This window comes from Methylobacterium sp. 37f (genome assembly GCF_023093475.1).
In the GTDB taxonomy this organism is placed as follows: Bacteria; Pseudomonadota; Alphaproteobacteria; order Rhizobiales; family Beijerinckiaceae; genus Methylobacterium.
The window spans coordinates 18529-39611 of the sequence record NZ_JAGHKN010000041.1 but is presented as its reverse complement, the minus strand read 5'-3'; the positions used below and the strand labels follow the sequence as shown (position 1 = coordinate 39611).

Annotated in this window: 20 protein-coding genes; 6 read left to right on the top strand and 14 right to left on the bottom strand. The window is 70.8% G+C overall.

Translation table 11 applies throughout. The features are described from left to right. Positions 1 to 175: 175 nt before the first annotated feature. Both J7U37_RS20915 and J7U37_RS20910 read left to right on the top strand, forming a co-directional pair. Positions 176 to 1297 (top strand): GTP-binding protein, encoded by a 1122-nt coding sequence (locus tag J7U37_RS20915; protein WP_247636960.1) that lies wholly within the window; start codon positions 176 to 178, stop codon positions 1295 to 1297. 139 nt (positions 1298 to 1436) lie between these two features. Next, entirely contained in the window at positions 1437 to 2336 is a 900-nt protein-coding gene (locus J7U37_RS20910; RefSeq protein WP_247636959.1) for a hypothetical protein, read from the top strand. A 16-nt stretch (positions 2337 to 2352) separates the two neighbouring features. On the opposite strand, the gene J7U37_RS20905 is transcribed toward J7U37_RS20910, so the two are convergent. From J7U37_RS20905 to J7U37_RS20885, 5 genes are all read right to left on the bottom strand, one after another. Next, complete coding sequence (locus J7U37_RS20905; RefSeq protein ID WP_247636958.1) at positions 2353 to 2676, bottom strand: HPr family phosphocarrier protein; 324 nt, start codon at positions 2674 to 2676, stop codon at positions 2353 to 2355. A 115-nt stretch (positions 2677 to 2791) separates the two neighbouring features. Beyond that, the gene (locus tag J7U37_RS20900; protein WP_056179374.1) at positions 2792 to 3193 is read right to left on the bottom strand and encodes a PTS sugar transporter subunit IIA; all 402 of its coding nucleotides are present in this window, start codon (positions 3191 to 3193) and stop codon (positions 2792 to 2794) included. 125 nt (positions 3194 to 3318) lie between these two features. Next, positions 3319 to 3840, bottom strand: coding sequence for a hypothetical protein (locus J7U37_RS20895; RefSeq protein WP_247636957.1), 522 nt, complete (start codon positions 3838 to 3840; stop codon positions 3319 to 3321). A gap of 20 nt (positions 3841 to 3860) precedes the next feature. Further along, entirely contained in the window at positions 3861 to 5621 is a 1761-nt protein-coding gene (locus tag J7U37_RS20890; protein WP_247636956.1) for a sensor histidine kinase, read from the bottom strand. Positions 5622 to 5689: 68 nt separating this feature from the next. After that, entirely contained in the window at positions 5690 to 6400 is a 711-nt protein-coding gene (locus J7U37_RS20885) for a response regulator transcription factor (RefSeq protein WP_056179384.1), read from the bottom strand. A gap of 342 nt (positions 6401 to 6742) precedes the next feature. Here J7U37_RS20885 and J7U37_RS20880 point away from each other — a divergent pair, with 342 nt between their 5' ends. Further along, a complete protein-coding gene (locus tag J7U37_RS20880; RefSeq protein WP_247636955.1) occupies positions 6743 to 7537 on the top strand; it encodes a DUF2470 domain-containing protein in 795 nt (264 codons plus the stop codon). Positions 7538 to 7622: 85 nt separating this feature from the next. Here J7U37_RS20880 and J7U37_RS20875 read toward each other — a convergent pair whose 3' ends face one another. The 3 genes from J7U37_RS20875 to J7U37_RS20865 all read right to left on the bottom strand — a co-directional run bounded on the left by J7U37_RS20875 (position 7623) and on the right by J7U37_RS20865 (position 10104). After that, positions 7623 to 7889, bottom strand: a complete 267-nt coding sequence (locus tag J7U37_RS20875) for a hypothetical protein (RefSeq protein WP_247636954.1) — start codon at positions 7887 to 7889, stop codon at positions 7623 to 7625. A gap of 137 nt (positions 7890 to 8026) precedes the next feature. After that, positions 8027 to 9364 carry an ATP-binding protein gene (locus J7U37_RS20870; RefSeq protein WP_247636953.1) on the bottom strand — a complete coding sequence of 446 codons (1338 nt, stop codon included), beginning with the start codon at positions 9362 to 9364 and terminating at the stop codon, positions 8027 to 8029. After that, complete coding sequence (locus J7U37_RS20865) at positions 9361 to 10104, bottom strand: response regulator transcription factor (protein ID WP_247636952.1); 744 nt, start codon at positions 10102 to 10104, stop codon at positions 9361 to 9363. The genes J7U37_RS20870 and J7U37_RS20865 overlap by 4 nt, the downstream gene beginning before the upstream one ends. Before the next feature lie 372 nt (positions 10105 to 10476). Between J7U37_RS20865 and lepA the strand changes: the two genes are divergently transcribed. Beyond that, entirely contained in the window at positions 10477 to 12282 is a 1806-nt protein-coding gene (gene lepA / locus J7U37_RS20860) for a translation elongation factor 4 (RefSeq protein WP_056180052.1), read from the top strand. Continuing rightward, on the top strand, positions 12279 to 13142 hold the full coding sequence (locus J7U37_RS20855) for a glycosyltransferase family 2 protein (RefSeq protein ID WP_082503933.1): 864 nt from the start codon (positions 12279 to 12281) through the stop codon (positions 13140 to 13142). The genes lepA and J7U37_RS20855 overlap by 4 nt, the downstream gene beginning before the upstream one ends. Before the next feature lie 26 nt (positions 13143 to 13168). On the opposite strand, the gene J7U37_RS20850 is transcribed toward J7U37_RS20855, so the two are convergent. The 6 genes from J7U37_RS20850 to J7U37_RS20825 all read right to left on the bottom strand — a co-directional run bounded on the left by J7U37_RS20850 (position 13169) and on the right by J7U37_RS20825 (position 20047). Further along, positions 13169 to 14599, bottom strand: coding sequence for a methyl-accepting chemotaxis protein (locus tag J7U37_RS20850; RefSeq protein WP_348773011.1), 1431 nt, complete (start codon positions 14597 to 14599; stop codon positions 13169 to 13171). A gap of 155 nt (positions 14600 to 14754) precedes the next feature. After that, positions 14755 to 15828, bottom strand: coding sequence for a GGDEF domain-containing protein (locus J7U37_RS20845; RefSeq protein ID WP_247636951.1), 1074 nt, complete (start codon positions 15826 to 15828; stop codon positions 14755 to 14757). 160 nt (positions 15829 to 15988) lie between these two features. Further along, positions 15989 to 16423: a hypothetical protein gene (locus J7U37_RS20840; protein WP_247636950.1), complete on the bottom strand. Its 435-nt coding sequence runs from the start codon at positions 16421 to 16423 to the stop codon at positions 15989 to 15991. Positions 16424 to 16614: 191 nt separating this feature from the next. After that, on the bottom strand, positions 16615 to 16995 hold the full coding sequence (locus J7U37_RS20835) for a hypothetical protein (RefSeq protein ID WP_156633774.1): 381 nt from the start codon (positions 16993 to 16995) through the stop codon (positions 16615 to 16617). Positions 16996 to 17096: 101 nt separating this feature from the next. Next, on the bottom strand, positions 17097 to 18956 hold the full coding sequence (locus J7U37_RS20830; protein WP_247636949.1) for a methylmalonyl-CoA mutase subunit beta: 1860 nt from the start codon (positions 18954 to 18956) through the stop codon (positions 17097 to 17099). Between the two features lie 287 nt (positions 18957 to 19243). Next, positions 19244 to 20047 (bottom strand): undecaprenyl-diphosphate phosphatase, encoded by an 804-nt coding sequence (locus J7U37_RS20825; protein WP_056179411.1) that lies wholly within the window; start codon positions 20045 to 20047, stop codon positions 19244 to 19246. Between the two features lie 311 nt (positions 20048 to 20358). Here J7U37_RS20825 and J7U37_RS20820 point away from each other — a divergent pair, with 311 nt between their 5' ends. Next, complete coding sequence (locus tag J7U37_RS20820; RefSeq protein WP_056179414.1) at positions 20359 to 21051, top strand: glutathione S-transferase family protein; 693 nt, start codon at positions 20359 to 20361, stop codon at positions 21049 to 21051. Positions 21052 to 21083: the final 32 nt, after the last annotated feature.

The window sequence follows — 21083 nt, the reverse complement described above, 5'->3', positions numbered from 1 at the left end:
TCCATCAGGAAGGACTCTCGCGGCCGCGACAGGCGGGCTTCACGAGCGATTCGACAGAGCAACCCCGCCGGCCGGTGCAAAGCTCCACCGATACGCCACCGCACCGGGTGCGTTCTGTAACATTATAACACTCGCGAGGATTGAGCGGGGCGGCCGAGAGGGCTAGGTCAGGGTTATGACCGACCTGTCCCAGCCCGATCCCCGCGCCCCCGAGCCGATCCCGCTCACGGTCCTCACCGGATTCCTCGGCGCCGGCAAGACGACGCTGCTCAACCGGATGCTGCGCGATCCGGCCCTGGCCGACACCGTGGTCATCGTCAACGAGTTCGGCGAGATCGGCCTCGACCATCTGCTGATCGAGCGGATCGACGAGGACATGGTCCTGCTGGGCGCCGGCTGCCTGTGCTGCACCGTGCGCGGCGACCTGATCGCCACCCTGGAAGACCTGCTGCGCAAGCGCGACAACGGCCGTATCCAGCCGTTCCGCCGGCTGGTGATCGAGACGACCGGCCTCGCCGATCCCGCCCCGATCCTGCACGCCCTGATCTACCACCCTTACGTCGTGATCCGGTATCGCCTGCAGGGCGTCGTCACGGTGGTCGATGCCGTCAACGGTGCCTCGACCCTCGATGCCCATGTGGAGGCGGTGCGGCAGGTGGCGGTGGCCGACCAGATCGTGGTGACGAAGCGCGATCTCGCCGCCGATGACGGCCGCGCCCTGGAGACCCGGCTGCGCGCCCTGAACCCGACCGCCCCGTTCCGGGACGCCGCGGTCGCCCCGGGCGATCTCCTCGGCGGCCTGTTCGGCCTCGACGGCAAGAGCGCCGATGTGCGCGCCTGGCTCGGAGCCGAGGTCGAGCGGGAAGCGCACCAGCATCACGATCACGGCCACCACCATGGCCATCATCATCACGATGTGAACCGCCACGATGCGTCGATCCGGGCCTTCAGCCTCGCCAGCGACGCGCCCGTGCCCCGGGCCGCCTTCGAGATGTTCCTCGATCTCCTGCGCTCGGCCCACGGGCCGAACCTGCTGCGCCTGAAGGGGCTCGTCGCCCTGGCCGACGCGCCCGAGCGGCCGCTGGTGGTGCACGGAGTCCAGCACATCATCCACGCGCCGGTGCATCTCGACGCCTGGCCGGATGCCGACCACCGCTCGCGCCTCGTGCTGATCGTGCGCGATCTCGACCCGGCCTTCGTCACACGGCTGTGGGACGCCTTCCTCGGCCGGCCGCGCGTCGATGGCCCGGATGCCGAGGCCCTGACCAACAATCCGCTCGCCATCCCGGGCGGCTGAGCCGGCTCCGGTTTCGTCCGCCGTCGAGGCCCGTTCGTCCGGAATCGGGCGGCATCGTTCTTGAGACCTCTCCCCCAACCAGCGCCTCCGGGCGCTCCATTGTTCCAGAATGGAACATCGGCGGGATCGGATCGAGACGATGAGACAGCTTTTCACGGTCATCGAAGGCGGCGCGGGGCGGATGGCAGCCCCGGCGAGTGGCGCGAGCCCAGTGTCTCCGGCCCCGGCCGCCAGCGCCTGGCGCATCGACCTCCGGCGGGCGGCGGCCTTCAGCGACGGCGAGATCGCGGCCTGGCGCGCCCTCCTGGTGCGGGTGCGGGTGGCCGACCCGGTCCATGCCGATCCAGATTACCTGCTGTCGGCGGCCCAGCATCAGGCCGGCGGGCGCGATCTCGTCTTCGCCCTCGCATGGCGCACCGGCAACGGCCCCGACCAGCTTGCCGCGATCGTGCCCCTGGCCATGCCGCACACGCTCTGGGGTCAGGCCCGGATCGCGCCGTGGCAGCCGCACGGGACCACCGTCACGCCGACCATCGCGCCCGACAGCGTCGGCGAGGTCCGGGAGGCCCTGGCCGATCACCTGCGGGCGTTGCGTCCGAGGGCCGTGCTGGTGCTCGAATCGGCCGTGGACTCCCCGAAGGCGCCCGAGGGGCCGAGGCTCCTGCGCGCGGTGATCCGGCGCGCCAGCATCCCGACCCACAGCCTGATCGGGGTACGCACCGTTCCGGCCGCGTCCCGGGTGGAGCGGATCAGCGATCCCTATCGGGTTCGCGATGCGGTGGAGGAATTCCTGCTTCTCGACGCCCAAGTCTCGGCCGCGCCGATCATCGGCGATCCGTCCGAGGCCGCCCTGGTCCGGGTGGTGACGCGCCTGTTCGCGCAGCGCCGACAGGTCACCGTCGCGCTGACGCGGCGGGGCGACGCGGTCGTCGCCGCCAGCATCACCCTGGGGCACGGCGCCGAGGCGGTGGTCTGGCGCCGCGTGTCCGAGGATGCCTCCACCGGGGTCGCCCCGCAGCGCGCCGACCGCTCGGCCTGAGCCGCGCCGCCGTCCTCTACTCGTCCTCGCCGAATTTGTTGGCGAGCAGATCGGCGATGGCGCTCATGCAGCTCTCGGCGTCGCTGCCCGCGGTCACCACCGCGATCGAGGTGCCCTGCGCCGCCCCGAGGGTCAGCAGGCCCATGATCGAGCGCCCCCCCACCGTCTCGCCCGAGCGGGTGACGGTGACGGCGGCGTCGAATCGCTCCACCGTCTGGACGAACTTCGCCGAGGCCCGGGCGTGCAGGCCGCGCCGGTTGATGATCGGCAGCACCTGGATCAGGCCGCCCTCGGGCACCGGCGGAAGGGTGTCCTCGGCGTCGTCTTCGTCGTGACTCATGGGCGTTGGCCGTTCCCTCGCTGGCGAACCGCGCCGCGTCGCACGGCCTCGGCGGGTCCCCGCATCGCGCGGGTCCCTGAAATGCCTGTAAGCTGTGGTGGGGGCGTAAGAAAGGCTATTTGCCGGCGAGCACGCGCGAGGCGACGTTGATGTATTTCCGGCCCGCCTCCTGGGCGTGCAGGACGGCATCGCCGAGGGGCTCGGCATCGCGCACGCTGGCGAGCTTGATCAGCATCGGGAGGTTGATGCCGGCCACGACCTCGACCTGTCCGCCGTTCATGCACGAGAGGGCAAGGTTCGAGGGCGTGCCGCCGAACATGTCGGTGAGCACGACGACGCCCTTGCCCGTATTCACGCGGCCGACGGCCGTCATGATGTCGAGCCGGCGCAGCTCCATATCGTCCTCGGGACCGATGGTGATGGTCTCGATCTGCTTCTGCGGCCCGACGACGTGTTCAAGGGCAGCCTTGAACTCGGTCGCCAGCAGGCCGTGGGTGACGAGCACCATTCCAATCATCGACGCGGGTTCCAACGCCTTGTGAGCGGAGCCGCCATTTTGTGCAGCGCACGGTCGAGCGCAAGGTGATTGCGGCGTTTTGTATGCTCGGCCGTCATCATCATGCCACGGTGGTGGCTCCGGCGCTACGGTCCCGGGTCCGGCGGCAGCGTCAGGATCGGCCGGTGCGTCCCAAGCGCCACGCCGCCGCAGCCCGCGAGGGCGTCGAGGACGAGGCGCGGCCCGAGCCCGGACCGCAGCAGGCCCGTATCGAGGCGCAGGGCCGGCAGGGCGCGATCGAGCAGCACGACGGACGCCAGGGGGCGCTCCGGCAGGCGGGGGAGTTCCGCCACGAGATCGACGACGAGGCGGACCGGCACCGACGACAGGGTGTCGTTGGCGCGCAGGAGCCCGAGGCCCCGCACCTCGATGCGGTCGGCGAGCACCGGATCGGCATGCGCGATCACCGCTGTGCCGTCGCAGGTGAGCCGGACGCGGTCGTCGGCCACGAGGGCGGCCGGCGTACCCACCAGGGCAGCCCTGTCGAGAAGCAGGAGCGCCAGGGTCGACTTGCCCGACCCCGAGGGACCGCGGATCAGCAGGCCGGCCCGGCCGAGGGCGATGCAGCTGGCATGCACCGCTTCGCTCCGGTGCGACGGGTCGGGCATCGCCGCGCCGGCCTCCGGGCTCAGCGGGCCGCCGCCGGCAGGCGCACGATGAAGCGGGCGCCGCGCACCGTCGGCTCGCCGTCCTCGTCGGCCGGACCCGGGCGGTTTTCGGCCCGGATCGTGCCCCGATGGGCCTGGACGATCTGGCGCGAGATCGAGAGGCCGAGGCCGGAATTCTGACCGAACCCCTGCTCGGGACGGTCGGTATAGAAGCGCTCGAAGATCCGCTCCAGGGCATGTTCGGGGATGCCCGGCCCCTCGTCCTCGACGATCAGCTCCACGTCGTTGCGCACCCGGCGCAGGGCCACCCGCACCTTGGCGTCGGGGGGCGAGAACGAGCGGGCATTGTCCAGGAGGTTGTTGACCACCTGCCCGAGCCGGCTGTCATGGCCGAAGATGGTGAAGGGCGAATCGGTCTCCCCGGCCGGCGCGTCGCAGTCGAACTGGATCGGCGCGTCCTTCGCGCGACGGCGCTCGTTGGCCACCGAGACCACGGTGGACATCAGCTTGCGCATGTCGACCCGGCGCGCCTCCGCGCGGGCCAGTTCCGCGTCGAGGCGCGAGGCGTCGGAGATGTCCGAGATCAGCCGGTCGAGGCGCTTCACGTCGTGCTGGATGATCGCCAGCAGGCGGCTGCGCGAATCGTCGGATTTGGCCAGCGGCAGCGTCTCGACGGCGCTGCGCAGGGAGGTCAGCGGATTCTTCAGTTCGTGGCTGACATCGGCCGCGAAGCTCTCGATGGCGTCGATCCGGCGATAGAGCGCCTGGGTCATGTCGCGCAGCGCCCCCGACAGGTGGCCGATCTCGTCGGTGCGCCCGGTGAAATCCGGGATCTCCTCGCGCGACTTGATGCCGAGGCGGACCTTCTCGGCCGCATCGGCGAGGCGCCGCACCGGCCCCGCGATGGCACCGGCGAGCAGGATCGACAGCACCAACATCACGGCCGCCGCGATGAGGAAGACCTGCAGCAGGCCGAATCGCTCCGAGGCGATGACCCGGTCGATGTCGCCCCCTTGCGTCGACAGCATCAGGGCGCCGCGCACGGAATTCGCGCGCTGGATCGGCACCGCCACCGACACGATGGTCTCGCCCGCCGGGTTGCGGCGCACGATGGTGCCGCGCGCGCCCGAGAGCGCCACCTGCACCTCCTTCAGGCTGTGCCCGCTGGCCGGGCCGACATCCTCGCTGACGCCGGGCTGGGCGTCGCCGCCGAAGCGCGCCCCGAACCGTGCCTGCAGGGACTCCCAGGTCGCCTCCAGCCAGGTGCGCTTGCGCGGGCGCACGTCCGGGTCGCTCCGGCCCATCTCGCCCCGGGCCGAGAGGGTGCGGGTGTCGAACAGAAGGCCGCCCTCCTGGTCGTAGACCCGAGCGCGGTTGCCCGTGGGGGTGATCAGCCGGCGCAGCAGCGGGGCCACCCGCTCGGGATTCAGCGAGAAGGTGAGGGGGGAGGACAGTTCCTCGGCCTCGCCGGCCTGGAGCTGGAGCAGCTTGTCGGGATCGATCCGGATCGCGTCGGTCTCGACCGAGGCCGAGGACGCGATGGCGCCGGCGATGATCTCGCCCTGGATCAGCAGGCTCTGCACCCGCGCCTGGATCAGCCCCTGGCGGAACTGGTTCAGGTAGAGGAAGCCGAACAGCAGCGCGATCAGCCCGACCAGGTTGAGCACGACGATGCGCCGCGTCAGGCTCGACGAAGCGCGTTGGCCGATCCCGTTCCAGATCTGGCGCGGCCAGCCCAGCACGCCGCGCGACGGAATTTCGGCTTGGTCTGTGGAGGGCACGATCGTCCGTTGTCAGGGAAGGGGCGGGCTATGCGGGAAACCGGGAGGGGGCCGGCCGGGGCCGGACCTCAGCTTTCCTTGAAGCGGTAGCCGACGCCGTAGAGCGTCTCGATCATGTCGAAGTTGGTGTCGGTCACCTTGAACTTCTTGCGCAGGCGCTTGATGTGGCTGTCGATGGTGCGGTCGTCGACGTAGACCTGGTCGTCGTAGGCGGCGTCCATCAGGGCGTTGCGGCTCTTCACGACGCCGGGGCGGTGGGCCAGCGCCTGAAGGATCAGGAATTCCGTCACCGTCAGGGTCACGGGCTCGCCCTTCCAGGTGCAGGTGTGGCGCTCGGGATCCATCATCAGCAGGCCGCGCTCCAGGGAGCGGGCGGCGGCATCGGCCTCGCGGGCGGCGGCGCCCGGGCCGTCCTTCGGGGCGAAGCGGCGCAGCACCGCCTTCACGCGCTCGACCAGGAGCCGCTGCGAGAACGGCTTATGGATGAAGTCGTCGGCGCCCATCTTGAGGCCGAACAATTCGTCGATCTCCTCGTCCTTCGAGGTCAGAAAGATCACCGGAAGGTCGGATTTCTGCCGCAGACGCCTGAGAAGTTCCATTCCGTCCATGCGCGGCATCTTGATGTCGAAGATCGCGAGATCGGGCGGGGAATGCTTCAGCCCGTCGAGCGCCGAGGCGCCGTCGGTATAGGTCTGGATGCGGTACCCCTCGGTCTCGAGCGCGATCGAGACGGAGGTGAGGATGTTTCGGTCGTCGTCCACGAGGGCGATGGTCGGCATGCGCGTGTCCTGTTGCTCGGATGCGGCTTGGCGGACGTCTGACGGCGCCCGCCCCTCCGCATCCCACCCTGATTCGCCGTCGTGGACGGCGGGCAAGGATCGGCAAAAACGCGGTGGCGACCGTGCCGGGGAGGCGGGCCGCGTTCGCGCGGAGAGTCAGGCTGTGTAATGGCAACGGGCGATAAAAGCGAGCGATCTCGGTTGTTTGTCCGTTTGGTGCTTGACTGAGGCCATTGGGCCGCATGTCTGCGCTCTCGTGCGGAGCGGATTGCAACCGCTATGATCCGCCGGCTGAACGCGGCCTGAGCGCCGCGGCGCGATCACGAATTCGGGGGATCATCGATGGCCGAGGCTGACAACAACGCCGGGTCCGCGCCGCGCCGGCAGGCGGCTCCGCTTCCGGCGGCCGAGGCCCCGTTCGACGCGATCGGACTGGCGCGGCACCTCCTGCGCAGCATCCGCTCCGGCGCGCTCGCCACCCTCGACCCGGAGGACGGCACGCCCTTCGTCTCGCTGGTGACCCTCGCCACCGACGTCGACGGCACGCCCCTGATGCTGCTGTCGCGGCTCTCGGCCCACACCCGCAACCTGCTGGCGGATTCCCGCGCCTCGCTGCTGTTCAGCGCCGGCGGCAAGGGCGACCCGCTGGCCCATCCGCGCCTGACCGTGACCGGGCGCGTGACGCAGACGGCCGAGCCGCGCGCCCGCGCCCGATTCGTGGCCCGGCATCCGAAATCCAAGCTCTATGCCGATTTCCCGGATTTCGGGTTCTTCGCCCTGGAGCCCACGGCCGGGCATCTCAACGGCGGTTTCGCCAAGGCCGCCGTGCTGACGCCTGCGGAATTGCGCCTGGATCTCACCGGCGCGGAGGGGCTGGTGGCGGGCGAGGCCGGCGCCGTCGAGCACATGAACGCCGACCACGCCGACGCCCTCGCGCTCTACGCCCAGGGAGCCGGCGCCGAACCTGGGCCGTGGCGGCTCACCGGCCTCGACCCGGAGGGCCTGGATCTCCTCACCGGCGACCGGACCGCGCGGGTGCTCTACCCCGAGCCGGTCCGCGAGATGGGCGCCCTGCGCAAGGCCCTGGTGGCGATGGCGGCCCGGGCACGGGCCGGGGAAGCCGCCCCGACCGATTAGGCCCGGGCGCGGATCGATTCGCCGACACGAACGCGCCGGGGCGAACGTCCGGATCGACGTTCGCCCCGGCCGCTCCGTCGCGCCCTTACTTCTTGTCGTGCGGATGCGTCTTGCTGTGGTCGTGCGTGTGGCCGTCCTTGGCCGCGTGCACCGGCTTGGTGCTCTCGGTCTTTTCGACGCGCTCGGGCATGCCGCGGTTGGTGTGGTGGTTCGGGCCGCCCGAGACGCCGCCGGTGTTCGGGACGGCTTGCGACGGGTTGTCGGAGTTTCCGCTGCCCTCCGTGGCGGAGGCCTGTCCCGACAGGGCGGTCATCAGGGCCAGGGACAGAAGCGTGATGGTGATGCGCGACATGGTCTCGTCCTCAAGTCTCGCAGCCCCGTCGGCTGCGTCGAGATCTGATTTAGCCGAGGCGTTTGGCTCCCCGATGCCGGGTCAGTGACGAAGTGTGGCGCAGGGCGCCGGACCCCTCGTCGCGGGTCGCGGCCGCCTCAGCCGGTCGGGCGCGGCAGGGTGATCCGTACCCGCAGGCCGCCGCCGGGCCGGGTCTCCAGGCCGATGCGGCCGCCCTCCGCCTCGATCACCCGGCGCGCGATGGTCAGGCCGAGGCCGGTCCCCCCGGTGTTGCGGTTGCGCGAGGTTTCCAGGCGGGTGAACGGTGCGAAGGCCCGCTCGACCGCGTCGGCGGGAAGGCCGGGGCCGTCGTCGTCGACCTGCAGCTCCAGGGTCGCGTCCGCGATGGTCAGGCCGATCCGGGCCCGTTCCCCGTACCGGACGGCGTTGTCGACCACGTTGTCGAGGGCGCGCCGGAGCGCCACCGGCCGGATGGCGGCGAGCGCCCGGCCGGGTCCGTCGTAGACGACCGCATGTCCGGCATCCTGCCCGGCATCGGCGATGCTCATCAGCAGGCTGGCGACGTTGGTGACCCGCCGGACCTCCGGATCGGCATCGCCGCGCAGGTAGGCCAGCGTCGAGTCGATCATGGCCTGCATGTCGTCGAGGTCGGATGCCATCGCGTGGCGCTGCGCCGCGTCGGTGACGCCGTCCAGGCGCAGGCGCAGGCGCGCGATCGGCGTCCGCAGATCGTGGGACACGGCGGCGAGCGCCTGGGTCCGCTCGGTGACGAGGTCCCGGATCCGCACCTGCATGCCGTTGAGGGCGCGGGCGATCGCGCGGGTCTCGTCGGGGCCGACCTCGGGCACCGGCACCATCCGGCCCTGGCCGACGGCATGGCCGATCAGCCCGGTGATGTGGCCGAGCGCGCGCAGCGGCCGGGCGATCCGGCTGGTCAGGAACACGGCGGCGAGGCCGACCAGGATCGCCATCGCGGTCGCCAGCATGGCCCAGGGATTGCGCAGGGCCATGCCCGAGGCGTGGGCCGAGTGGAAGGCGAGCTGGCTGCCGTCCGCGAGCGCCAGCGTCCCGCCGAGATCGAGCCGGTGGAGTGGGTCCGTGTCGCCCTCCATCGCCAGGGAGAGGCCGGTGCCGAGGCTGGAATCGAGGGCGGTCAGGCGCCGGTGCAGGGGGGCCAGGGCCGGGTCGCTGCGGGGCCGGGCCGGAGCGGGGGTCTCCGTCCAGGCGACCTCGAAATGCGGATTGGACAGCGCCTTGGCCTCGGCGTTCCGCTCCGCCGGCGGGCGCCGCATCACCGCGTCGCGGGCCAGGGCGAGCTGTGTCGCGACCTGGGCCGCGAAGGCCTCGTCGGCGGCCGCGGCCGCCGATTGGCGATAGAGCAGCAGGGCTCCGCCATGGACGGCCAGGATGGCGGCCAGCAGGACGACGAGTGTCCGGGCCTCGAGGCTGCGCGCCAGGGCGAAGACTCGTCTCACCGGCGCTCGACCTTCGCGGCCAGCATGTAGCCCGACCCGCGCACCGTCTTGATCACCGGCGGCTCGCCCTCGGGCGGGTCGAGCTTGCGCCGCAGGCGGCTGACGAGGGTGTCGACGCTGCGGTCGGACGGCGATCCCAGGCGCGCGCGCGACAGTTCGAGGATCTGCTCGCGGCCGAGCACCCGCCCGGGATGGTCGAGGAACACCAGGAGGAGGTCGTATTCCGCGCCGGACAGGTCGACGCCGGCGCCGCCCGGGTCGACCAGCGCCCGGCTGCGCAGGTCGAGGCGCCAGCCCGCGAAGGCCAGGGCCTCGCCGCTGCCCGGGGAGGTCGCCGGCGCCAGGACGGAGCGACGCAGCACCGCCCGGACGCGGGCTAGCAGCTCCGGGCGCCCGAACGGCTTGGCGATGTAATCGTCGGCCCCGAGTTCCAGGCCCAGCACCCGGTCCGCCTCCTCGCCGCGCGCGCTGACCATGATGACCGGCACCGTGGAGCGGACGCGCAGCGCGCGCAGCAGGTCGATGCCCGACGCACCGGGCAGCATGACGTCGAGGAGGATCAGGTCGACCCCGCCCTGGGGCAGGAGCCGCCACATCTCGGCGCCGCTGCGGCATCCCGTGACACGGTAGCCGCTGTCCCGCAGCGCCCGGGTCACCAGGATGCGCAGGCCGTCATCGTCTTCCACCAGGAGGACGTGGCCCAGGTCCGGCATCGGACCGGATTCCTCCAGGGGGTTCATGGCTGACGTCTCGGCTCCGGGGATGCGGCCGCTGCGGCGAATCGGCGGGCGGTGGGAATCAGCCGGAAATCGCAGGCCGCCGCAAGCCCGCCGCTGACCCGGCTCCCCGGCCGGGTCCGGCGCAGGCGGCGCACTCGCCGCAGGGGTGGGACCGTAGGGTTTGGGCGATACGCCTGGACCATGGGCTCGGGGTCCTGCGCTCGGGGTCCTGCGCTCGGGGGCCTGCGCGTGGGGTCCTGCGCGTGGGGTCCTGCGCTTGGCGCACGGGGCGGGCGCTGCTATCTGCGGGCGACCTGTTTCCCATTCCAAGAAACCGTGCGCCGGGTCCGTCCCTTGGACGGCGGGCCGCGCGCGCCGGAGATCGCATCCTCGATGACAACGACGCCCATCGACAACATCCGCAATTTCTCGATCGTCGCGCATATCGATCACGGCAAGTCGACGCTGGCCGACCGGCTGATCCAGACCACCGGCACCGTGGCGCTGCGCGACATGAGCGAGCAGATGCTCGACTCGATGGATATCGAGAAGGAGCGCGGCATCACCATCAAGGCCCAGACGGTGCGGCTCGAATACAAGGCCGAGGACGGCAAGGACTACATCCTCAACCTGATGGACACCCCCGGCCACGTCGACTTCGCCTACGAAGTCTCGCGGAGTCTCGCCGCCTGCGAAGGTTCGCTCCTGGTGGTCGATGCCTCGCAGGGCGTCGAGGCGCAGACGCTGGCCAACGTCTACCAGGCGCTCGACGCCAACCACGAGATCGTGCCCGTCCTCAACAAGATCGACCTGCCGGCGGCCGAGCCGGAGCGCATCCGCGCCCAGATCGAGGAGGTGATCGGCATCGACGCCTCCGAGGCCGTGGCGATCTCGGCGAAGAGTGGCCTCAACATCGAGGCGGTGCTGGAGGCCATCGTCACCCGCCTGCCGCCGCCCAAGGGCGACCGCGACGCACCCCTCAAGGCCCTGCTGGTCGATTCCTGGTACGACGTCTATCTCGGCGTCGTCGTGCTGGTGCGCATCGTCGACGGCGTGCTCAAGAAGGGCATGAACATCCGCATGATGCGGGCCGACGCGGTCCACGGCGTCGACAAGATCGGCGTGTTCCGCCCGAAGATGGCCGATATCGCCGAGCTTGGCCCGGGCGAGGTCGGCTTCTTCACCGGCTCGATCAAGGAGGTGGCCGACACCCGCGTGGGCGATACGCTCACCGAGGACAAGCGCCCCTGCAAGGAGATGCTGGCAGGCTTCAAGGACGTGCAGTCGGTGGTGTTCTGCGGGCTCTTCCCCGTCGATGCCGCCGAGTTCGAGACCCTGCGTAGCGCCATGAGCAAGCTCCGGCTCAACGACGCGTCGTTCTCGTATGAAATGGAAACCTCGGCGGCCCTCGGCTTCGGCTTCCGCTGCGGCTTCCTCGGGCTGCTTCACCTCGAGATCATCCAGGAACGCCTGGAGCGCGAGTTCAACCTCGACCTGATCTCCACGGCACCCTCCGTGGTCTACCGCCTGCAGATGACGGACGGCACCATCAAGGAGCTGCACAACCCGGCCGACATGCCGGACGTGATGAAGATCACCGCCATCGAGGAGCCGTGGATCCGCGCCACCATCCTCACTCCCGACGAGTATCTCGGCGGCGTGCTCAAGCTGTGCCAGGACCGGCGCGGGACACAGGTCGACCTCAACTACGTCGGCAAGCGTGCCATGGTCGTCTACGACCTGCCGCTCAACGAGGTGGTGTTCGATTTCTACGATCGCTTGAAGTCGATCTCCAAGGGCTATGCCTCGTTCGACTACCACATCTCGGATTATCGCGAGGGCGACCTCGTGAAGATGTCGATCCTGGTCAATGCCGAGCCGGTCGACGCCCTGTCGATGCTGGTCCACCGCACCCGCGCCGAGCATCGCGGCCGGGCCATGTGCGAGAAGCTGAAGGACCTGATCCCGCGCCACCTGTTCCAGATCCCGGTCCAGGCGGCGCTCGGCGGCAAGATCATCGCCCGCGAGACCATCAAGGCCCTGTCCAAGGACGTGACCGCCAAGTGCTACGGCGGCGACATCTCGCGCAAGCGCAAGCTCCTCGACAAGCAGAAGGAGGGCAAGAAGAAGATGCGCCAGTTCGGCAAGGTCGAAATCCCGCAGGAGGCGTTCATCGCCGCCCTGAAGATGGACGATTGAGCCGGGCCCCGGAGGTGGAGCCGAACGCCGCCCCCATCCCGCTCACCGTCCTGATCCGGACGCTGAACGAGGCTGACCGCATCGCGGCCTGCCTCCGCTCGGTCCTGCCCCTGGGAGCCGAGATCCTGGTGATCGACGCCGGCTCGACCGATGCCACGGTGGCGATCGCCGAGTCCCTCGGCGCCCGGGTGGTGGTCAATCCCTGGCCGGGATTCGGGCCGCAGCGGCGCTTCGGCGAGGACCTCTGCCGCCACGACCACGTCTTCAGCGTCGACGCCGACGAGATCCTGACCCCGGAGATCGTCCGGGAGATCCGGGGGATCTTTGCGGCTCCCCAGATCCCGTCCCTGATGATCGTCCGCAAGGCGATGGTGCTGCCGCATCACGCGCGGCCGTCGCCCTGGGCGTTCTGCACCGAGAACATCTATCTCTACGACCGGCGCGTGGCCCGCACCACCGACAACCCGAACTGGGACAAGCTCGCGATCACCACGGCCGAGAAGCCGGTGACGATCCGGTCCGTGGTCTGGCACCACACCTTCCGCGATTGGAATCACGCCATCGCCAAGTCGAACTATGTCGGGCAGCTCGCCGCCGACACCCAGCCGATCGGATCGCGCTTCGAGACCGGCCTGCGCCTGGTGTTCGAATACCCCCTCAACTTCCTGAAATTCTATATCCTGCGCCGGTTCTTCCTCGCCGGCCTCGACGGTTTTGTGATGGCGAGCGTGCTGGCCTATGGCCGCTTCATCCGGATCGCCAAGATGCACGAGGCTACCCGCGGCCGGCCCTCCACCGGGCTCCCCTTCCTGCGCCGCGCCAAGCGCGCTGCGTCGGACACCCAGGCCGATCCGGGCTGAGGCCCGGCGGATCGGCGTCGCAGGCCTCAGGCCCCCTGGCCCGTCAAGTGACGCGTCGCCTGGCCGAGGTCCCGGCCCTGGTCACGCAGGCGCACCGAGGTGGCCTCCAGCGCCCGCGAGGACGAGAGCGCATCGGCGGTGGTCGCCCTCAGGGCGTCGAGATGGTCGGTCGTCTGCCCGATGGTGGCACGGGCGCGGCCGATCCCGTCCGCGATCGCGCCGGCGGCGACCTGATGCGCGGCGCTGACGGTGCCGATGTCGCTGGCCTTGCGCTGGACGGTCTCGATCTCTGACTGGACCTGCGACAGCGAGGCGGTCGACCGGGCGGCGACCTGCCGGAGCTGGTCGACCTGGGCGCCGATCTCGGCGGTGGCCTCGGCGACGCGGCTCGAAAGCGCCTTCACCTCCGTCGCCACCACGGCGAAGCCCCGTCCGGCCTCGCCGGCGCGGGCCGCCTCGATGGTGGCGTTGAGCGCCAGCAGGTTGGTCTGGCCCGCGATGGCGGAGATCAGCGCGCTGATCTGGCCGACGCCGGCGATCCGGTGCTGCAGGTCGGTGAACACCGCCACCGCCGCCTCCAGGGCCTGGGCCGATCCGCCCGCCACCGTCCCCACCTGCGCCGCGTGGGCCGAGGCCTCGCGCGAGAGCGCGACGAGGTCCTGCGCCGCCCGGGTCACGGCCTCGATCTCCCGCGAGGCCTCCGCCGAGGTGCGGTCGACCTCCAGGCGCCGCTCGTCCACGTGGCCGGCGACGCCCAGCACCGTCCGGGCTCCGTCCTCCACCGCCACCGTGGTCTCGGCGAGCTGGCGGGCGATGCCGTCGAGGGTCACCGTCAGGGCGTGCGCCCGGTCGCGCCGGGCGTGCTCGGTCAGCGCCAGCGCGAGGCGGTCGCCCACATAGGCCATCAGCGCCAGAAGGTCGTCGTTCAGTTCGGCGGCCTCGCGCGAAAAGAATTCCAGCACGATCTCGACCCGCTCCTCGACGCGGACCGGGAACATGAAGCAGCCCCGCACCCCGTTCCGGCGGGCGGTCCCGGCCCGGACGAAGCCCGCCAGAGCCGTCACGTCGGCGCAGGAGACCGGCGCGCCGCCGGCCGCCACCCGGCCGACGAGGCCCTGGCCGGGGGCGAACACCGCCCGCTCGGAGATCGCCACGAAGTCCGCCGCGTCCGTCCCGCCGTCGCCCGCCGCGAAGGACCAGGTCCGCATCGACAGCATCGCCCCGTCCGGGTCGCGGCGGCGATAGGCGTGCCCGATCGGCCAGCCGGTGAAGTCGGCCACGATCCCGAGGCAGTCGCGGGTGGCGGCCTCGGGGGTCGGCGCCGTGCTGCAGGCCCGCGCCACGGCGTCGAGGAAGGCGAGAATCGCGGCGAGATCGTGCGGCGCGGATCTGGGCACGGGCTCGCGCCGGGAGGGGGTGAACCAGGACGTCAGGGTCTTCAAGGTCGTCCGGCGCACGCGGGGCCTCGGCGAAGGAGGGCAGGGCGGACGCGCGGCGCCCGTCGCGCCAGGATAGGGAGGCCGGGCTTGAGGGACCCTGTCCGGCCGGGGGTTGCGCAGCGCAAAGTGACGCCAGACCGCGAGTGAATTTTCACCATCCCGGGTGGCGCTGATTACGGAGGCGCCATCCGCACGGTGCCGCGTCCGGCCGCCTTGGCGGCGTAGAGGGCGGCGTCCGCCCGGGTGAACAGGTCCACCGGGTTCGCCTGCGCGGCGCGCGCGACCCCCACGGAGGCGCCGAAGTGCAGACTCACGCTGCCATGGACGAACGGCACCCGCATGGCCCGCACGATGCGCTGACCGATGGCCTCGCCGACGGCCCCGTCGGCATCGTGGCCGATCAGGACGGCGAACTCGTCGCCGCCGATGCGCGCCACCAGGTCGATCGGCCGGCAGGCGTCGCGCAGGCGCCGCGCCGCTTCGGCCAGGCAGGCATCCCCGACCGCGTGCCCGTGGGCGTCGTTGATCGCCTTGAAGCCGTCGAGGTCGATCAGCAGCAGGGCGCCGGTCTCCGGCATCTCCGCCAGCCGGGCGTCGAACACGCTGCGGTTGGACAGCCCGGTCATCCGGTCGAACTCGGCCTGGTAGCGCATCCGGTCGGCGTGCCGCTTGGCGTCCGTGATGTCCTGCTTGAACCCGAAGAGCCGGACCGGCTGGCCCGCCCGGACCTCCACGCTGGCGGAGATCCGGATCGCCCGGCGGCTGCCCCGGAGGGTGACGATCTCGGATTCGAGGGTGAAGGACGTGCGCCGGGCGATGGCCTCCGCGCGCATCGCCACCAGGGTCCGGCGCGCCTCCTCGGTGTAGCAGGCCAGGGTCGCCTGCCGGCTCACCGCCGATCCGTGCGGCATCTCGAACAGGTCGTAGACGCCCGCGCTCCAGCGCAGGGTCTCGCAGGGCAGGCGGCATTGCCACAGGCCGATCCCGGCCGCCGCCGAGGCGCGCTCGAACACGTGCTCCTGGTCGGCGAGGGTTTCGGCCTGTTGCCGCACCAGGGCGGTCTGCGCCGCGAGGTCGCGCCGGAGTTCGGCGATCATCGCGGCATCGCGCGCCTGCTGCGCGGCCGCCGCATCCGCGACCTTGCCGGCGAGCCGCAGGGCCGCCGAGGCCAGATCGACACCCGGCGGGCGCTCGGACGGAGCGGTGGCCGCCGGGGTACTGAGAAGGTCGTACCCGGTGGGAGCCAAGGCGGGTGGTTCCTGCGTGCGGTCTTGGAGCGAGCGCAAGGTCCCGGAGCGCCTTCGCGACCCGGGATGTTTCGGCAAAAAACCGTACCGGACGCAAAGTTAAGGTTCGCCCTCGGGATCTGCCGTGCGGCGCGATCTGCGTGGAGATCGACTTCGGGGTCTACTCGGCCGCCTTGTCTACGACCTCGACCACCTCGGCCTTGTCGGCGGGCGGCTCGGCGCTGGCCATCGCCTTGCGCTCCAGCACCGGCTGAAGGCGATCGGCGAGCTGCTGGCCGAGATGGCGGGTATAGGCGGTCTGGAAGTAGCGGGCGCCGGTGCCGCGCCCGTACAGGCGGTCATGGGCCTGAATCATCGCGTCGACCTCGGGCCGACACAGGAAGCCGGTGATCCCGGCGGCCTCGTACCAGCGTCCGGCCCGGGCATGCCGCAGGGCGGCGGGATTGGCCAGCACGGTCTCGGCGAAGCAGTCCGTCGCCGCAATCTCAAGGGGCGACATCACCCGGTGCGGGTGGGCCGGATTGCGGCCCGCAGCCTCGGCCGCAGCGCCCCAGCCCAAGGTCATCACCACCGCGCCGAACAGCAAAGCTCTCATCAGGGAAGCCCCGTGCCAAATCGTTCTCGATCGGGACTGAGTATTCCTCACGGATTTCGTCGGGAGAAGGGCAGAACCGGGCCGTCGACGTTCGGGGCCGCGATCGGCGTGCCGATGTGGCACGCCCATCACAGGGGCTCGGCCGGGGGATGCAGAGAGATTCCCGGACCGGCGTGCCGGCCGGAGGCGCCTCAGCCCCGGCGCTCGGCGTTCCAGCGGCCGCTGCAGCCGATCACGCCGGTGGTGGTCCAGGTGCCGTTGCCCATGCCCTGGCGGCCGAGACGGCCGATCACGTCGGCGTGATCGTCGCCGCGGGAGATCACGGCCCGCACGGCGCCGTTCTGCGCCACCCGCCCGCGGATGTTGAACTCGCCGCCGGCATAGCTGGCTTCCCCGCGCCGGATCTGCACGCCGTAGCGATAGGCGCGGTCGCAGGGGCCGTCGAGGGTGACCACCTCGATGCTCCAGGTCCCGTCGTAGCGGTTGGGCACCTGCACCTTCTTGGTGGCGGCACCGGCGCTGCCGACGGAGACGCTCAGGAGCACGAGGGAGGTCGCCGCCAAAGCGGTCATCGACCGGGGGGTGACGGCAAGGGCTGGGCGTCGCATGGCTTTCCGTTCTGGGTTCGACTCGACGGGCCACAAACCATCGAAGAGCGGTCGCGGTTGCGCAATCAGGCCTGCGTCGCGTGCGCCAGCGCTCCCGTCAGCAGGGCCAGGACGTCACCCCCGGCCTGGAGGTATCCGTCGACGCCCGCCGCGGTCAGGGCTTCGGCGAGGTCGCCCGGCTTGCCGGCGAGGTACAGCGTGACGGCGCCCGCCGCCTTGAGCGCCCGGGCGGCATCCGCCGCATGGGTGGCGTAGAGCGCGTCGGACGAGCACAGGCAGGCGATGCGGGCGCCGGAGGCGCGGAACGCGTCGGCCAGGGCCGCCGGATCGGTGAAGCCCTCCTGGTTCACCGCCTCGATGCCGCCGGCCGCGAAGGCATTGGCGGCGAAGGTCGAGCGCGCGTTGAACACCGCGACCGGACCCAGATTGGCGAGGAACACCGAGGGCCGCCGGCCAGTCGCCGCGAGGGCCACGTCGGAGGCGTCGCGCAGGGCCTCGTAGGGCTCGGCGAGGCGCCCGGAGGGCAGGGGGGCGCAGGTCACGGCCGGGCCGGTGCCGAAGCCGCCGGCCGGCGGCGCCGTCACGGGGGCGACCTCCAGCACCGTCACGGGCTTCTCCGCCAGGTAGGGGAACTCGCTGGCGCCGGTCAGCGCTTCGCGGCGGGTGGCGACGTTCTTGGCCCGGGTGGCCCGGGTGGCGGCGATCCTCTCCTGGATCGCGCCGGCCCGGAGGCTCGCCACGATGCCGCCTTCGCGCTCGATCGCCTGGAAAGCGGTCCAGGCCGCCTCGGCCAGCTTCTCCGTGAGGGTCTCGAAGCTGCCGGCGCCGGCGGCCGGATCGGCGACGCGGGCGAGGTTGGATTCCTCGATCAGCACGATCTGGCTGTTGCGCACCACCCGGCGGGCGAAGGCGTCGCTGAGTCCGAGCGCCGCCGTGTAGGGCAGGGCGGTGATCGCGTCGGCACCGCCGAGGCCGGCCGAGCAGGCGGCCATGGAGGTGCGCAGGATGTTCACGAAGGGGTCGCGCCGGCTCATCATCCGCCAGGCGGTCTCGGCATGCAGGCGCAGGGGCTTCGGCGCGAGGCCGCAGGCCGCTTCCACCCGGGCCCAGAGCCGGCGCATGGCGCGGAACTTGGCGATGGTCAGGAATTCGTCGGCATCCGCCGTGAGCAGCACCGCGACGGCGTCGCGGGCGCGTTCGAGCGCATGCCCATTGGCCTCCAGGGCGCGCAGGTAGGCGACCGCCGTGGCCATGGCGGCGGCGAGTTCCGTCGCCTCGCTGGCGCCGGCCTCGTGGTAGGGCCGGCCATCGGCGAGGCAGGCCCGGCCGCTGAAGCCCTCGGCGTCGAAGGTCGCGAGCGCGCCGGCGATCCCGGTGCCGAAATCTTCCGCCAGGGTCCCGCCCGAGGCGAGGACGCCGATGGGATCGAGGCCGAGGTCGAGGTCGAGGCCCTTCAGGGTCTCGCCGCGCGCCGCCACGACAGCGCGGATCAGGTGGGCGGCCTCCAGGCCGCGCGCGCCCGCATCGAGGCGGGTGGCGATCAGCGGCAGCATCACGTTGCCGAGGGCGGCGTCGAGGTCGGTGGCCGTCGTGGCGGTGAGGCCGTAGCCGCGGGCCGCCGGTGCGCCGGCAAAGACCAGGGTCAGGGCATCGGACCCGCCTTCGAGGTCGGCGAGCGCGAGGGCGCTGGCGGTGGCGCCGTCCGGATGGTCGACCCGCTGCGAGACGCGCCACGGCCCCGGAGCCCGGGCGGGCTGCGCCACCGGCGAGGCCGGATCGTAGAGCGGTTCGATGCGGATGCCGTCCGCCGTCTTGGAGACCAGGCGCTTCTCGAAGTCGCCGCCCTTCAGGACCCCGTCGACGAGGCCGAGCCAACGCTCGCGGGTCGCGGGCGGGAACAGGTCGGCGAGGGGACGGTCTTCCATCGGGGCTGGCCTCCGCGTGTGCTTTTACGCCGGTCGATGCTGACCGGTCGCCGGCCAGGAACGACCGGACCTTGGTTCCGGACAGCCCTTGCACGGCGTCGCGCACGGACGCAATCGCCCCCTCGTCTTGTATTTTATATCCCAGCGCCGAATACGCTCGACGCGGGCTTTGTCGTCCTCGTTCCAGCCTGTTCGGTCTCGGAGGACCGTCCGAAAACCTTCGCCGCCGGACGATCGACTGACGTCGGGCCCGGAATCGCTGATCCGAAGCCGATCCGCCGGATCGCCTATCCGAAAATGATCAGGCCGGCGAAACCGAGCGAGCCGACGATGATGCGCCACCAGGCGAACAGCCGGAAGCCGTGGGAGGAGACGTAGTCGAGCACCGTCCGCACCACGATGAAGGCCGAGATGAAGGCCACGATGAAGCCGATGACGATCAGGCCGGTGTCGTCCCGCGACAGGTTCTTGTAATTGTCGAGCAGGTCCTTGGCGAAGGCCCCCGCCATGGTGGGAATCGCGAGGTAGAACGAGAACTCGGTGGCCGAGCGCTTGTCGGCGCCCATCAGCATCGCGCCCACGATGGTGGCGCCCGAGCGCGACACGCCGGGAATCATCGCGATGCACTGGAACAGGCCGATCTTGAAATCCATCGGCAGGGTGAAGTCGAAGACGTCCCGCTTCTTCACGTCGAGGTCGGTGTCGTCGAGGACGAGGAGCACGATGCCGCCGGCGACCAGGGTCGCGCACACGATCCAGGGATTGAAGAGGTAGTACTTGATGTATTTCGAGAACAGGCCGCCGATGATCGCCGCCGGCAGGAACGCCAGCAGGATGCCGAGGACGAAGCGGCGCGCCTTCGGGTCGTTCGGCAGCGCCAGGGTGATGCCGAGGAGCCGGCGGAAATAGACCGCCAGGATGGCCAGGATCGCGCCGAGCTGGATCAGCACCTCGAAGGTGTTGTTCGGCGATTCGAAGCCGATGAAGTGGCCGACCAGGAGCTGGTGCCCGGTGGACGAGACCGGGATGAACTCCGTCGCCCCCTCGACCACGCCGAGCACGACCGCTTTCGCGATGCCCATCGCATCCATCATCTGTTCGCCTCGCGGGTTGGGGATGTGTCGGTCGGACTTGAGTTCGAAAGCCCCGGCCGGTCTGCGGTGGCGGCCAGGACCGCTCGACGCGCGCGAATCGTCCTGCGGGTTCGACCTTGATCCATCCAGGTTGCCTGATCCATCCAGGTTGCCTGATCCATCAAGGTTGACGGACGGTTATCGCGTTCGCGACATGCGTGTTAATGAGGCGGCAACGATCGGGCAATAAGTCTTTCTTTGCCGCTCATCCCGCAGGGCCTCGACGCGCTCCGTCTCCCGGCACACCTCCCCCGTTCGAAACGGCCTCGATGGCGACGCTTTACCATTCCTCCTTCTGCCCGCATTCGCGCTTCATCCGCCTGGTCCTGTCCGAGATGGGCATGGAGCCGACGCTGATGGAGGAGCGATCGTGGGACCGGCGCGAGGCCTTCCTGCTGATCAATCCGGCCGGGACCACGCCGGTCCTGGTGGAGCAGACCGGGCTCGCGATCCCGGGGGCGGGCATCATCGCCGAGTATCTCGACGAGACCCGGGGCCTCGGCCTCAGCGGCCGGCGCCTGCTGCCGGAGACCACGGCGGCGCGGGTCGAGGTCCGGCGCCTGCTCGACTGGTTCCTGGTCAAGTTCGACGCCGAGGTGACCGAGTACCTGGTCACCGAGAAGATCTCGAAGCGCTTCATGAACAGCGCCAATGGCGGCGGCCCGCCGGACATGAACGCCATTCGCGCCGCGCGCACCAACGTGCGCTACCACATGAAGTATATCGGCTACCTGATGTCCCGCCGGAAATGGCTGGCGGGCGACCATCTGACCTATGCGGATCTCGCGGCGGCGGCCCACCTCTCCTGCGTGGATTATCTCGGCGACGTGCCATGGGACGAGGACGAGACGGCGAGGGACTGGTACGCGCGGGTGAAGTCGCGTCCGTCGTTCCGCACGCTGCTGGCGGACCGGGTGCCCGGCATGGCCCCGGCGGACCATTACGCGAACCTGGATTTTTGAACGCAGCGCACGACGCACCGCAAGCATACGAC

Excerpts from the sequence above, each read along its gene's own strand:
- J7U37_RS20820 (WP_056179414.1), top strand. The coding sequence starts at position 20,359 with ATGGCGACGCTTTACCATTCCTCCTTCTGCCCGCATTCGCGCTTCATC.
- J7U37_RS20900 (WP_056179374.1), bottom strand. The coding sequence starts at position 3,193 with ATGATTGGAATGGTGCTCGTCACCCACGGCCTGCTGGCGACCGAGTTC.
- lepA (WP_056180052.1), top strand. The coding sequence starts at position 10,477 with ATGACAACGACGCCCATCGACAACATCCGCAATTTCTCGATCGTCGCG.
- J7U37_RS20835 (WP_156633774.1), bottom strand. The coding sequence starts at position 16,995 with ATGACCGCTTTGGCGGCGACCTCCCTCGTGCTCCTGAGCGTCTCCGTC.
- J7U37_RS20875 (WP_247636954.1), bottom strand. The coding sequence starts at position 7,889 with ATGTCGCGCATCACCATCACGCTTCTGTCCCTGGCCCTGATGACCGCC.
- J7U37_RS20915 (WP_247636960.1), top strand. The coding sequence starts at position 176 with ATGACCGACCTGTCCCAGCCCGATCCCCGCGCCCCCGAGCCGATCCCG.
- J7U37_RS20880 (WP_247636955.1), top strand. The coding sequence starts at position 6,743 with ATGGCCGAGGCTGACAACAACGCCGGGTCCGCGCCGCGCCGGCAGGCG.
- J7U37_RS20895 (WP_247636957.1), bottom strand. The coding sequence starts at position 3,840 with ATGCCCGACCCGTCGCACCGGAGCGAAGCGGTGCATGCCAGCTGCATC.
- J7U37_RS20830 (WP_247636949.1), bottom strand. The coding sequence starts at position 18,956 with ATGGAAGACCGTCCCCTCGCCGACCTGTTCCCGCCCGCGACCCGCGAG.
- J7U37_RS20905 (WP_247636958.1), bottom strand. The coding sequence starts at position 2,676 with ATGAGTCACGACGAAGACGACGCCGAGGACACCCTTCCGCCGGTGCCC.
- J7U37_RS20865 (WP_247636952.1), bottom strand. The coding sequence starts at position 10,104 with ATGAACCCCCTGGAGGAATCCGGTCCGATGCCGGACCTGGGCCACGTC.
- J7U37_RS20910 (WP_247636959.1), top strand. The coding sequence starts at position 1,437 with ATGAGACAGCTTTTCACGGTCATCGAAGGCGGCGCGGGGCGGATGGCA.
- J7U37_RS20840 (WP_247636950.1), bottom strand. The coding sequence starts at position 16,423 with ATGAGAGCTTTGCTGTTCGGCGCGGTGGTGATGACCTTGGGCTGGGGC.
- J7U37_RS20885 (WP_056179384.1), bottom strand. The coding sequence starts at position 6,400 with ATGCCGACCATCGCCCTCGTGGACGACGACCGAAACATCCTCACCTCC.
- J7U37_RS20825 (WP_056179411.1), bottom strand. The coding sequence starts at position 20,047 with ATGGATGCGATGGGCATCGCGAAAGCGGTCGTGCTCGGCGTGGTCGAG.